Raw genomic sequence first — 13,065 nt, forward strand, 5'->3', positions numbered from 1 at the left:
AAGCCCCCCGGTTCAAAATCGCGCGGAACATAGTTTCAGGAGTCGGGATTGCCAAGCTCCAGATCGCCGCAGGCTGCGCTTGACGTGGGAAGCCCCCGCGCCGCAAAGAGCGCGGCGATGCAGAACTATCCCGAATCCGCCGCGCGGCTCGTTGAAGAGCTTGCGCAAGCCGCTGAAAAAACGCCGGAAACCGCCGTTGCCTTTCAGGGCGCGCCCGGCGCCTATTCGCATCAGGCCGCGCGAGAGATGGGGCAGGGTGCGCCGACACTGCCGTGTCTTTCCTTCTCCGACGCCATCGATGCGGTGCGCGAAGGGCGCGCGGGGCGGGCGATCATCCCGATCGAGAACTCGCTGCACGGCCGCGTCGCCGATATTCACTTCCTGCTGCCGGAGTCGGGGCTGTGGATCGTCGCCGAGCATTTCGTGCGCGTGCGACACTCACTGCTCGCCGTGCCGCGCGCCGCGCTTTCGGACGTGAAGGTCGCGATCAGCCACCCGCAGGCGCTCGGCCAGTGCCGCAAACGCCTTCGCGAATGGGGTATCAGCCCGGTGGCGTCGTTCGACACGGCTGCCTCGGCCGCGAAGGTCGCGGATGATGGGGACAAGACGGTGGCAGCGGTCGCCTCGCAGCTCGCCGGGCAGCTTTACGGCCTTACGCCGCTCGCCGAGGGGATCGAGGACGAGGCGCACAACACCACGCGCTTCGTTTCGCTGGCCCGGGAGCCGTTGATGCCGGAGGCGGGACTTCCGGCCATGACCTCGCTGCTGTTCGAAGTGCGCTCGGTGCCCGCCGCGCTCTACAAGGCGCTCGGCGGCTTCGCCACCAACGGTGTCAACCTCACCAAGCTCGAAAGCTACATGCGCGACGGCCAGTTCCAAGCCGCCGAGTTCTACGTGGACATCGAAGGCCGCCCCGACGACCCCAATGTCGAGCGCGCGCTCGATGAGCTGAAGTACCACACCAAGTGGGTGCGGATGCTCGGGACATACCCGCAGGCGCGGGCGCGCTAGGACCGATCGACATTCAGCCCTGACGGGCTGCAAATGGCGGCTTTCCGCGCTTCCGGTGCTCACGTACCTTTAGTACGCTCCGCTCCGGGTCACGAAAATCCACCATTTTCGCCACGTCATCTTCTGAATGTCGATCGGTCCTAGAGGCCGAGATCGGCAGCGAGCGCTTTCCCGAGGTCTTCAGGGAGCGGATAGGCCTGCTGCGGCATGTACTGCGTCATCAGCACGACGCTGAGCTTCTGCGCGGGGAGCGCCGAGGCGAGTGTGCCTGCCGCGCCGCCCCAGCCGTAGCTGCCGGGGATGAGGCCCGGGCCGGCGGTGGTGACGACGCGCCCGCCTGCGCCGTAGCCCTGATTGCCTTCATAGAAGACGCCCCTGGGGAGCAGGTTCGAGACCGCGAGCTTCGCGGCTTCGGGCGAGATGATCTGCGCGCTGCCATGGTGGCCGCCGTTCGCGACCATCCGCATGAAACGCATGTAGTCGTCCGCCGTCGACACGAGCCCGCCGCCGCCCGCCGGGTAGCTGGCGGGGACGGCATATTCGGTCTTCGGCGGGGCATCGACGGGCACGAGGTTGTTGCTGTGGAGCAGATAGTTGGTGGCAAGCCTGTCCATTGACGCGGCGGGCACGGAGAAGCCGGTGTCGTGCATGGCGAGCGGTGTCAGCAGCCGTTCCTGGAGCACGGTTTCGAACGGTTTGCGCGCGACCTTTTCGATGACGGCGCCGAGCACATCGAGAGAAATGCTGTAGTTCCACGCCGTGCCGGGGTCGGCGACGAGGGGAAGCTCGGCGACGGCGTTCGCGAAGGCCTGCAGGCTGCTCGGCGATTCGCCGTCGCCCGGCTCGCGCCCGACCGTGCGCATACCGGGCATCAGGCCGAAGCGGCGATACGCCTTGCCGACGGCGCTCGGCATGAAGTGGTAGGTGAACCCGGCGGTGTGCGTGAGCAGGTGGCGCACCGTGATCGGCCCGCTCGCGGGGCGGGCTTCGAGGCTGGTCGCCGGGTCGATGGCGACCTTCATCGCCTTGAACGCGGGGAGGATGTCGGCGATCGGCTGATCGAGGCCGAGCGCACCTTCGCTGATCATCTGCGCGGCGAGCACGCCCGTGATCGGCTTTGTCATCGAATAGATGCGCCAGATGCTTTTCGCGTCGACCGGCGTTTCGCGCTGCAAGCCGAGCGTTCCCGCGCCGGTATAGAAAGCGGGGGCGTCGCCATTGCCCACGCCGATGATCATGCCCGCCACCTTGCGCTCCGCCACATAGCGCTCGGCAAGCGCCTTCAACGCCGCCCAGTTGCGGACGGGCGCGGCGGCGGGGGCAGCGGTTTGGGACGTCGCGGCGCAGGCCGGAAGCAGCGCAAGACCGCCGAAAGCGGCGATTCCGCCGAGGAGGCTGCGACGGTCGAGCCCGGATTGCAATGTCATCGGCGGCGATTCCCCTGTTGGCTACGTGGCTTAGAAATGCCACATGAGTGGCATGGAAAAACAGGACGTCAACGGCGGAGCGGCATGAAAGTCATCGCAGTCTTCAGCCTGAAGGGCGGCGTCGGCAAGACGTCCGTGGCTGTCAACCTCGCACACCTCCTCGCAACGCAGGCCAAGCGGCGCACGCTGCTGTGGGATCTCGACGCGCAGGGCGCGGCATCGGACCTGCTGCAGGTCGAACCCAGCAAGAAGGCCCGCAAGCTGTTCGCCGGAAGCGGCGGCGGCGATATCGAGGCCTATATCGTGCCGAGCAAGTGGCCGGGCCTCGATGTGCTCGCGGCGGACGAATCGCTGCGCAAGCTCGATGTCCAGCTCGTCGAATCGCAGCGTGCGAAGTTGCTGGCGAAGCGGCTTGCGGCTGTCGCGAGCGAGTACGACCGCGTCGTTCTGGATTGCCCGCCGGGCTTCGGCCTGCTCGCCGACCAGATTTTCCGGGCGGCTGACCTGATCGTCGAGCCGATGACGATGTCGCCGCTTTCCGCGCGCACCAACGAGCAACTCGCCGAGCATCTGACGCGGCACCACAAGGGCGAGCCGCCGGTGATCCCGGTGTTCACGATGGTGGACAAGCGCCGCGCGCTGCACCGCGAGACGCTGGAGGCTTGCCCCGACGTTCACGCGATCCCCTATTCGAGCAAGGTCGAGGAGATGGCGGTCTATTGCCTGCCGCTCGCCGAGATCGCGCCCGATGCCGTGGAAACCAAGGAGTTTTCGAAGCTGGTGACGGCGATCGAACGCAAGCTCACCCGGCCCGCCCGGCCGCGAAAGGCCTGACCGCCGCGCGATGCCGACCATAGAGATTGCGGACGGGCCGCTCAAAGGTTGGCGCCGCTGGAGTCAGCTTGACGAGGACAGTTTCCAGAGCCTCGTCGGGCCGGTCTATTTCCGTGCCGGTGCGGACGGCGGCGTCGAGTGCCGCTCTCCCACGGAGACAAAGCATCGCAACAACCAGGGCCGCCTGCACGGCGGCTATGTGACGACGTTCATCGATATGGCGCTGTTTGCCATCGCTGCGCCCGCGCTCACAGCACACCGGGCTGTGACGCTGACGCTGAACACGGAGTTCCTTGGCGCCGGTGTGCCGGGCAAGGATATCTACGCGACCGGCGAGATCACCCGCGAAACCGGCAAGCTCATCTTTCTGCGTGGTCTCGTGACGCAGGACGGGCCGATCGCCTCGTTCTCCGGCGTGCTGAGGAAGGTCGCGCCGCGTTGAGCGTTGTCGAGGCGTACCGCGCGCTGATCGCGGCGAATGAACTGAAGGCCGATCCCGATCAGGCCGCCGCCGCCGCGCGGCTCCAGAAGCTCGAAGCCGAACTGCGCGCGGGTCCGCCGACGAAGAACGGCCTGCTTTCCCGCCTGTTCGGCAAGGCGGAGAGCGTGCGCCCGCGCGGCATCTACATGTGGGGTGCGGTCGGCCGCGGCAAATCGATGCTGATGGACCTCTTCTACGAGGCCGCGCCCGCCGTCCCCAAACGCCGCGTGCATTTCCATGCCTTCATGCTGGAGGTCCACACCGCGCTGCACAAATGGCGCGAGCAGAACGTCGACGACCCCATCCTGCGCGTAGCCGAGGACATCGCGAGGGGCGTGCGCCTGCTCGCCTTCGACGAGCTTCAGGTGACGAACGTCGCCGACGCCATGATCCTCTCGCGCCTGTTCACGGCCATCCTCGGGCACGGTGTCACCGTGGTCGCGACCTCGAACCGACCGCCGCGCGACCTCTACAAGAACGGCCTCAGCCGCGATCTGTTCTTGCCGTTTATCGATCTGATCGAGCAGGAACTGGATGTCGTGAGCCTCAATGGCCCGACCGACTACCGGCTCGACCGGCTGGCGGGGATGCCGACTTACTACGTGCCGAACGGGCCAGAGGCGACCGCCGCGCTCTCCGAAGCCTTCTTTCGTCTCACCGATTACCCGCCGGAAGATCGCGCGCATGTGCCCACCGAGACGATCGACGTGGGCGGCGGGCGTACGCTCCATGTGCCGAAGTCGCTGAAGGGTGTCGCTGTGTTCTCGTTCAAGCGGCTGTGCGGAGAGGCGCGGGGGGCAGCGGACTATCTTGCGGTCGCGCAGCGTTATCACACGGTCATCATCGTCGGCGTGCCGAAGATGGGGCCGGAGAAGCGCAACGAGGCGACGCGCTTCGTGGCGCTGATCGACGCGCTTTACGAATACCGCGTCAAGCTGCTGATGGGCGCCGATGCGCTTCCCGGAGATCTCTATCCGGCCGGCGATTATGCTTTCGAGTTCGAGCGCACGGTCTCCCGCCTGATGGAGATGCAGTCGGCCGACTACATGGCCGAAGGGCACGGCGTAAGGACTGCCTGAAGCCCGGCTCATTTGCTGCGTCGCACACAGTGATGAGAATTTTGCACTGCGCGTATTTTTACGAACGGTTGCAGCGCCGCGAATCAGGGGCTATCGGGATCGCGTTTTCGCCGGTCGTCCGGCCGGCGTTCCACGCATTGCCCTCAGTGAGAGAGACCCATGGCACGCAATAAAATTGCTCTGATCGGCGCCGGGATGATCGGCGGCACCCTCGCACATCTCGTCGGAATGAAGGAACTGGGCGACGTTGTCCTGTTCGACATCGCGGACGGTATGCCCAAGGGCAAGGCGCTCGACCTCGCGCAGTCGGCTCCGGTCGAAGGCTTCGACGCGCGCCTGAAGGGCACCAGCGACTACGCCGACATCGCGGGCGCGGACGTCTGCATCGTCACCGCCGGCGTGCCGCGCAAGCCCGGCATGAGCCGCGACGATCTGCTTGGCATCAACCTGAAGGTCATGAAGGCCGTGGGCGAGGGCATCAAGGCGCACGCGCCGAACGCCTTCGTGATCTGCATCACCAATCCTCTGGATGCGATGGTCTGGGCGCTGCGCGAGTTCTCGGGGCTTCCCGCGAACAAGGTCGTCGGCATGGCCGGCGTGCTCGACTCGGCGCGCTTCCGCCACTTCCTCGCTGAAGAGTTCAACGTCTCGGTCGAGGACGTCACCGCCTTCGTGCTCGGCGGCCACGGCGACACGATGGTGCCGGTGGTCGAATATTCGACCGTCGCGGGCATCCCGGTGCCGGACCTCATCAAGATGGGCTGGTCGACGCAGGAGAAGATCGACGCGATCGTGGCGCGCACCCGTTCGGGCGGCGGCGAGATCGTCGGTCTGCTCGGCAACGGCTCGGCCTACTACGCACCGGCCTCCTCGGCGATCGCGATGGCCGACTCCTACCTCAAGGACAAGCGCCGGCTGCTGCCGTGCGCGGCGTTCCTTTCGGGCGAGTACGGCGTCAAGGACCTGTACGTTGGCGTGCCGATCGTCATCGGCGCGAACGGCGTCGAGAAGATCGTGGAGATCGAGCTGAAGGGCGAGGCCAAGGCCAACTTCGACGTGTCGGTGAACGCGGTGAAGGAACTGATGGACGCCTGCCGCAACCTCGACAGCTCGCTGAAATAAGGATCGCTGATGAACATCCACGAGTATCAAGCCAAGCAGCTGCTGGCGAAGTTCGGCGCGCCGATCTCGGCCGGTTTCCCGGCGTTCACGGCTGATGAGGCCGAGGCGGCGGCGAAGCAGCTTCCCGGACCCGTCTATGTCGTGAAGTCGCAGATTCACGCCGGCGGACGCGGCAAGGGCCGCTTCAACGGCCTCGGCGCTGACGCCAAGGGCGGCGTGCGTGTCGTGAAGTCGGTTGAAGAGGTGAAGTCGAACGCTGCCGAGATGCTTGGTCGCGTGCTCGTGACGCACCAGACGGGCGATGCCGGCAAGCAGGTGAACCGCCTCTACATCGAGGCGGGCGCACCGATCGCCAAGGAATACTACCTCTCGCTGCTCGTGGACCGCGCCGTCGGCCGTGTCGCTTTCGTGGTCTCCACCGAAGGCGGCATGGACATCGAGGAAGTCGCCGAGCACACGCCCGAGAAGATCCACACCATCCGCATCGACCCAGCCTCGGGCTTCATGCCGCACCACGGCCGCGGCGTCGCGGCGGCGCTGAAGCTGGAGGGCGATCTCGCCAAGCAGGCGGCGAAGCTCGCGCAGCAGCTCTACACGGCGTTCAAGACCACCGACGCTTCGCTGCTAGAGATCAACCCGCTCGTCGAGACGACGGACGGCAAGCTGCTCGTGCTGGACGCCAAGATGGGCTTCGACGGCAACGCGCTGTTCCGCCACCCGGACATCCTCGAACTCCGCGACCTTACCGAAGAGGACGCGATGGAGATCGAGGCGTCGAAGTACGACCTCGCCTACGTGAAGCTCGACGGCAACATCGGCTGCATGGTGAACGGCGCGGGCCTCGCCATGGCGACGATGGACATCATCAAGCTGAACGGCGCGGAGCCTGCCAACTTCCTCGACGTCGGCGGCGGCGCCACGAAGGAGAAGGTGACGGCGGCGTTCAAGATCATCCTCAATGATCCGGCGGTCGAGGGCATCCTCGTCAACATCTTCGGCGGCATCATGCGCTGCGACATCATCGCGGAAGGCATCGTGGCGGCGGCGCGCGAGGTGAACCTCTCGGTTCCGCTCGTCGTTCGCCTTGAAGGCACGAACGTCGAGCTCGGCAAGCAGATCCTCGCCGACAGCGGCCTGCCGATCGTCAGCGCCGACAACCTCGGCGACGCGGCGAAGAAGATCGTGGCGCAAGTGAAGAAGGCGGCCTGACCCCATGAGCATTCTCATCAACAAGAACACCAAGGTTCTCTGTCAGGGCCTGACCGGCGCGACCGCGACGTTCCATACCGAAGCCGCTATCGCTTATGGCACCAAGATGGTCGGCGGTGTGGTTCCGGGCAAGGGCGGGCAGGAGCATCTCGGCCTCCCCGTGTTCAGCACGATGCGCGAGGCGATGGACGTGACGAAGGCGGACGCCAGCGTCGTCTACGTGCCGCCGGCGTTCGCGGCGGACTCGATCCTTGAGGCCATCGAGGCGGAAGTGCCGCTCATCATCTGCATCACCGAGGGTATTCCGGTGCTCGACATGGTGCCGGTGAAGCGTGCGCTCTCGGGCTCCAAGTCGCGCCTCATCGGCCCGAACTGCCCCGGCGTGCTGACGCCGGACGAGTGCAAGATCGGCATCATGCCGGGCTCCATCTTCAAGAAGGGGTCGGTCGGCGTCGTCTCCCGCTCCGGCACGCTCACCTATGAAGCGGTGCACCAGACGACGGCGGTCGGCCTCGGCCAGACCAGCGCGGTCGGCATCGGCGGCGATCCGGTGAACGGCACCAACTTCATCGACGTGCTGGACTTGTTCCTGAACGACCCCGACACCAAATCGATCATCATGATCGGTGAAATCGGCGGCTCGGCCGAGGAAGACGCAGCCGAGTTCCTGAAATCGCATCCGATCAAGAAGCCGATGGTGGGTTTCATCGCGGGACGCACCGCCCCGAAGGGACGCACCATGGGCCACGCCGGTGCCATCGTTTCGGGCGGCAAGGGCGGCGCCGAGGACAAGATCAAGGCGATGGAATCGGCGGGTATCGTCGTTTCCCCGAGCCCGTCCGAACTCGGCACCACGCTCGCGAAGGTGCTCGGGCACTAAGGCATCACGAAATTGTCAAGTTTTTAGGTGCTTTTTAGGAAGGTCCTGCGTAGGGAGGCGCGCAGGACCCTCCGCACGCCAGGAATGACAGGAACCATGGGTTTCGAAGGCCAGCCTCCCTCCGCTCTCGAAGGCGTTTCCGCCTCGTTCGTTGAATCTCTTTATCGCCAGTATTCAGCCAATCCGGCGTCGGTCGACCCGGAATGGCAGCGGCACTTCGCGGGGCTGGAAAGCGTCGCTTCCGGCCCGTCGTGGCAGCGCAAAGGCTGGCCGGATACGGCGACCGACGACCTGACGGCGGCGCTCGATCCGATGCAGATGACGCCGGAGCCGAAAGCGCCGGCGGCGAAGAAGGGCGGGGCCGTCGCGGCGCCGTCCGTCGAAGCGATCCGGCAGGCGGCGGACGATGCGATCCGCGCCATGACGCTGATCCGCACCTACCGCGTGCGCGGGCACCTTGCGGCGCAGCTCGATCCGCTCGGGCTTGCCGAGCGCCCGTTCCCCGAGGAACTGACCCCCGAATATCACGGCTTCACCGGCGATGCGCTGAACCGCAGCGTGTATCTCGGCGGCGTGATGGGTTTCGAGGAAACGACGATCACGGCGCTCGTCGCGGTGCTGAAGCACAATTACTGCGAGCATGTCGGCGTCGAATACATGCACATCAACGATCTGGAGGAGCGCCGCTTCATCCAGGAGCGGATCGAAGGCCGCAACGCCGAGATTCACTTCACGGATGCAGGCAAGAAGGCGATCCTCAACAAGATCATCGAAGCCGAGCAGTTCGAGAGCTTCCTTGGCCGCAAGTACGTGGGTACCAAGCGCTTCGGTCTCGACGGCGGCGAGGCGATGGCGCCTGCGCTGGAAAGCGTCATCAAGTACGCGGGCGCCGGCGGCGTGCAGGAAATCGTGATCGGCATGGCGCACCGCGGGCGCCTAAACGTGCTCGCAAACGTGATGCAGAAGCCGTTTCAGGCGATCTTCCACGAATTCGCTGGCGGTTCCTCGAACCCCGACGACGTCGGCGGATCGGGCGACGTGAAGTATCACCTCGGCACCTCGACGGATCGCGATTTTGACGGCCACCCCGTCCATCTGTCGCTGACGCCGAACCCTTCGCACCTCGAAGCTGTGAACCCGGTCGTGCTCGGCAAGGTGCGCGCGGCGCAGGCGCTGCGCGGCGACGTGGAGCGTGACGAGGTGCTGCCGCTGCTGCTGCACGGCGACGCGGCGTTCGCGGGGCAGGGCATCATCGCCGAATGTCTCGGGTTCTCGGGGCTCGACGGCTACAACACGGGCGGCACCGTCCATTTCATCATCAACAACCAGATCGGCTTCACGACGAGCCCGCAGTTCGCACGCTCCTCGCCCTATCCGTCGGACGTGGCGCGCATGGTGCAGGCGCCGATCTTCCACGTGAACGGCGACGATCCCGAGGCCGTGACCTTCGCCACGAAGGTCGCCACCGAGTTCCGCCAGAAGTTCAACCGCGATGTCGTGATCGACATGTGGTGTTATCGCCGCTTCGGCCACAACGAGGGCGATGAGCCGGGCTTCACGCAGCCGCTGATGTACAAGGTCATCAAGGGCAAGCCGAAGGTCAGCGAGGTCTATGCCGGGCGCCTGATCGCCGAAGGCGTGATCGACGAAGCCTGGGTGGAGGGGGCGACGAACGCCTATGTCGACCGGCTTGACAAGGATTTCGAGGCGGCGCCGAGCTACAAGCCGAACAAGGCGGACTGGTTCGAGGGGCGCTGGGAAGGGCTCGGCCGCCCGGCTGACCCCGAAACCGCGCGCCGTTCGGCGGACACCGGCGTGCCGATGGACCGCATCGATGCGGTGACGAAGGTGCTGACCACCGTTCCCGAAGGCTTTTCGATCCACCCGACGCTGAAGCGCGTCGTCGCCGCGCGCGGCGAGACGATCGCGGCGGGCGAGGGCATCGACTGGGCAACCGCCGAGGCGCTCGCTTTCGGCACGCTGCTGCAGGACGGCTTCGGCGTGCGGCTTTCGGGTCAGGATTCCGGCCGCGGCACGTTCAGCCAGCGTCATGCCGTGTGGGTCGATCAGAAGACCGGCAGCAAATACATCCCGCTGCAGGACATGGACCCGCGCTTCAAGGTGTTCGACTCGCCGCTCAGCGAGTTCGGCGTGCTCGGCTTCGAATACGGCTACGCGCTGACCGATCCGAAGACGCTCGTGCTGTGGGAAGCGCAGTTCGGCGACTTCGCGAACGGCGCGCAGGTGATCATCGACCAGTTCATCGCGTCGGGCGAGATCAAGTGGCTGCGGGCGAACGGCCTCGTCATGCTGCTGCCGCACGGCTACGAAGGGCAGGGGCCGGAGCATTCGTCGGCACGTCTGGAGCGCTATCTCCAGCTCTGCGCCGAAGACAATATGCAGGTCTGCAACATCACGACGCCGGCGAATTACTATCACGTGCTGCGCCGCCAGATGCTGCGCCCGTTCCGCAAGCCGCTGATCATCATGACGCCGAAGTCGCTGCTTCGGCACAAGTCGGCGGTGTCGCGGATCGAGGAGTTCAGCGGCGATTCGCACTTCATGCGTATCAAGTCGGATACGAACCCGCCGGCGGACGACAAGATCGAACGGCTCGTGCTCTGCTCGGGCAAGGTCTATTACGACCTCGCGGACGCGCGCGATGCGGCGGGCGACAAGGCCACCTCGATCGTCCGTATCGAGCAGATCTATCCGTTCCCGCTCGAAGCGCTCGTGGTTCGCCTGAAGCGGATGAAAAAGCTGAAGACGGTCGTGTGGGCTCAGGAAGAGCCGAAGAACGCCGGTAGCTGGAGCTTCGTGCGCGCCTATCTCGAATGCGCGCTCAAGGAAGCCGGGGTGAAGACCGAGCCGGTCTACGCGGGCCGCGCGGCCGCCGCCGCGACCGCGACCGGTCTTGCCAAGCGGCACGCTGCCGAACAGAAAAAGCTCGTGGCGCAGGCGCTCGGCCACGATATCGAAGGTTGAGGAGAGATCATGGCTATCGACGTCGTTATCCCCGCGCTTGGTGAATCGATCACCGAGGCCACTGTCGGCGAGTGGCTGAAGAAGCCCGGCGATGCCGTGAAGGCGGATGAGCCGATCGTCAGCCTCGAGACCGACAAGGTTGCGGTCGAGGTGCCCGCGCCGTCCGCGGGCGTGCTCTCGGAGCAGCTCGCCGCGGTGGGGGATACGGTGAATGTCGGTGCGGTGATCGCGCGCCTTGAAGCGGGCGGTGCGGCTGCTGCGCCCGCGAAGGCCGCGGCTCCGAAGGCGGCAGCGCCTGCCAAGGCTGCCGCGGCCGCCGAAGCCAAGCAGTCTCCCGCCGTCACCGTGGCGCTCGCCGAAACCGGCGTCGATGCCGCGAACGTGCAGGGCACGGGCAAGGACGGACGCCTCACCAAGGCCGATGTGCGTGGCGCCGCGACAGCCCCGGCACCCGCCGCCGCGGCGCCTGCTGCCGGTGCGCGTCAGGAAGAGCGCGTGCGCATGACGCGCCTGCGCCAGACGATCGCCCGCCGCCTCAAGGAAGCGCAGAACACTGCCGCGATGCTCACCACGTTCAACGACGTCGACATGACGGCGGTGATGGAAGCGCGCGACCGCTACAAAGACATGTTCGAGAAGAAGCATGGCGTTCGCCTCGGCTTCATGAGCTTCTTCACCAAGGCCTGCTGCCTTGCGCTGAAGGACGTGCCCTCGGTGAACGCGGCCATCGAGGGTGACGAGATCGTCTATCGCAACTACGCCGACATCGGCGTCGCGGTCAGCTCGCCGGGCGGCCTCGTCGTGCCGATCCTGCGCAATGCCGATGCGCTCTCGTTCGCGGAGACCGAGAAGGCGATCGGCGACTTCGGCCGCCGCGCGCGCGACGGCCAGCTCAAGATCGAGGAGCTGCAGGGCGGCACCTTCACGATCTCGAACGGCGGCGTGTTCGGCTCGCTGCTCTCGACGCCGATCCTCAACCCGCCGCAGTCGGGCGTGCTCGGGATGCACCGCATCGAGGAGCGTCCGGTGGTGCGGGACGGCCAGATCGTCGTGCGCCCGATGATGTACCTCGCGCTCAGCTACGATCACCGGCTCATCGACGGCCGCGAGGCGGTGACCTTCCTCGTCCGCGTCAAGGAAGCGCTGGAAGACCCGACCCGGCTAGTGCTGGACCTTTAAAGGCTCTCGTCGACGTCGATATCGAAGCCCGGCGGCACGCCTTCCGGGCTCTGGTCCCAGCTGCCGCGCAGGCGCGCGAGCGGGCGCATCAGCCATGGCATGTTGCGCCACATGAAACCGGGACGGTGTGTCCAGTAGCGCGAGCGTTCGAGCCACGGGCTGTGGAAGTTCATGGCGATCGAGACACGCTCGCTGTCGCCTTCCTGGGGCTCGACGCGATGCGAAACCCATGAGGGCCACATCAGCATCTCGCCGTCCGAAGGGGCGTAGCGGAAGCTGCGCCGCGACCCGGACTGCAAGGTCTGCACGCCGCTCCAGAGATCTTCGAAGACGATCGCGCCGCCCTTGTCTGTAGCCGACGGCGCGCCCGATACGTAGTAGCAGGCGGACCAGTTCCAGTTGAGCATCACGTGATCGTGTGCTTGGTTGTAGGCGCCGGGCGGATTGACGTTGGCCCAGCCGTCCATGCGCCATTGCTGCGGCGCCGGTTGCTGTTCACCCTGACGCCACTGCGCAGTCGCATCCGTCGCGCGCGCCGCCGCCCAGTGCGTCAGCATCTGCGTCGCGCGGTCCTGCCAGCCGGGCAGGTCGCGCTTCGAGTGCCAGCCGCCGATGTTGGTGCGCTTCATGCCTTTGGACGCGCGCCGGCGTTTTTCGATCGCGGCAAGGATCTCCGCCTGCCAGTATTCCGCCTCTTCCCAGCGGAAAATCAGCAGCGGCGCCGCGAACAGGTTGACCTGGCTCGCGACATTCGAGGCCGCACTGCGATTGATGAACTCGATACGTGTCACGCCGGCTGAACACCCCCCCTTGCGACTCGATGAAATTCGTTTCGCAGGCATTATCATTTCATGTTCG

At 65.9% G+C, this 13,065-nt stretch carries 11 protein-coding genes; 9 read left to right on the top strand and 2 right to left on the bottom strand.

Translation table 11 applies throughout. From position 1 onward, the window contains the following. The first annotated feature begins 117 nt into the window (after positions 1-117). On the top strand, positions 118-1,011 hold the full coding sequence (locus tag ACFQ00_RS06715) for a prephenate dehydratase (protein WP_381488067.1): 894 nt from the start codon (positions 118-120) through the stop codon (positions 1,009-1,011). Positions 1,012-1,151: 140 nt separating this feature from the next. Here ACFQ00_RS06715 and ACFQ00_RS06720 read toward each other — a convergent pair whose 3' ends face one another. After that, the gene (locus ACFQ00_RS06720; protein WP_381488069.1) at positions 1,152-2,438 is read right to left on the bottom strand and encodes a serine hydrolase domain-containing protein; all 1,287 of its coding nucleotides are present in this window, start codon (positions 2,436-2,438) and stop codon (positions 1,152-1,154) included. 84 nt (positions 2,439-2,522) lie between these two features. Between ACFQ00_RS06720 and ACFQ00_RS06725 the strand changes: the two genes are divergently transcribed. From ACFQ00_RS06725 to odhB, 8 genes are all read left to right on the top strand, one after another. After that, on the top strand, positions 2,523-3,272 hold the full coding sequence (locus ACFQ00_RS06725) for a ParA family protein (RefSeq protein WP_374598902.1): 750 nt from the start codon (positions 2,523-2,525) through the stop codon (positions 3,270-3,272). 10 nt (positions 3,273-3,282) lie between these two features. Then, positions 3,283-3,714, top strand: a complete 432-nt coding sequence (locus tag ACFQ00_RS06730; protein WP_374598904.1) for a PaaI family thioesterase — start codon at positions 3,283-3,285, stop codon at positions 3,712-3,714. Then, entirely contained in the window at positions 3,711-4,832 is a 1,122-nt protein-coding gene (gene zapE, locus ACFQ00_RS06735; protein ID WP_381488073.1) for a cell division protein ZapE, read from the top strand. The genes ACFQ00_RS06730 and zapE overlap by 4 nt, the downstream gene beginning before the upstream one ends. 159 nt (positions 4,833-4,991) lie before the next feature. Continuing rightward, positions 4,992-5,954 carry a malate dehydrogenase gene (gene mdh, locus ACFQ00_RS06740; protein WP_381488076.1) on the top strand — a complete coding sequence of 321 codons (963 nt, stop codon included), beginning with the start codon at positions 4,992-4,994 and terminating at the stop codon, positions 5,952-5,954. A 9-nt stretch (positions 5,955-5,963) separates the two neighbouring features. Next, positions 5,964-7,163 carry an ADP-forming succinate--CoA ligase subunit beta gene (gene sucC / locus ACFQ00_RS06745; RefSeq protein WP_374598910.1) on the top strand — a complete coding sequence of 400 codons (1,200 nt, stop codon included), beginning with the start codon at positions 5,964-5,966 and terminating at the stop codon, positions 7,161-7,163. Between the two features lie 4 nt (positions 7,164-7,167). After that, positions 7,168-8,043 (top strand): succinate--CoA ligase subunit alpha, encoded by an 876-nt coding sequence (gene sucD / locus ACFQ00_RS06750; RefSeq protein WP_381488080.1) that lies wholly within the window; start codon positions 7,168-7,170, stop codon positions 8,041-8,043. A gap of 96 nt (positions 8,044-8,139) precedes the next feature. Beyond that, entirely contained in the window at positions 8,140-11,028 is a 2,889-nt protein-coding gene (locus ACFQ00_RS06755; protein ID WP_381488083.1) for a 2-oxoglutarate dehydrogenase E1 component, read from the top strand. Between the two features lie 9 nt (positions 11,029-11,037). Then, complete coding sequence (gene odhB, locus ACFQ00_RS06760; RefSeq protein ID WP_381488086.1) at positions 11,038-12,207, top strand: 2-oxoglutarate dehydrogenase complex dihydrolipoyllysine-residue succinyltransferase; 1,170 nt, start codon at positions 11,038-11,040, stop codon at positions 12,205-12,207. Here odhB and ACFQ00_RS06765 read toward each other — a convergent pair. Continuing rightward, positions 12,204-12,998, bottom strand: coding sequence for a putative 2OG-Fe(II) oxygenase (locus ACFQ00_RS06765; RefSeq protein ID WP_381488089.1), 795 nt, complete (start codon positions 12,996-12,998; stop codon positions 12,204-12,206). The two genes, odhB and ACFQ00_RS06765, sit on opposite strands and share 4 nt — an antisense overlap. Between the last annotated feature and the right edge of the window lie 67 nt (positions 12,999-13,065).

It is taken from the genome of Sphingosinicella xenopeptidilytica, from assembly GCF_042676985.1.
GTDB lineage: Bacteria > Pseudomonadota > Alphaproteobacteria > Sphingomonadales > Sphingomonadaceae > Sphingosinicella > Sphingosinicella xenopeptidilytica.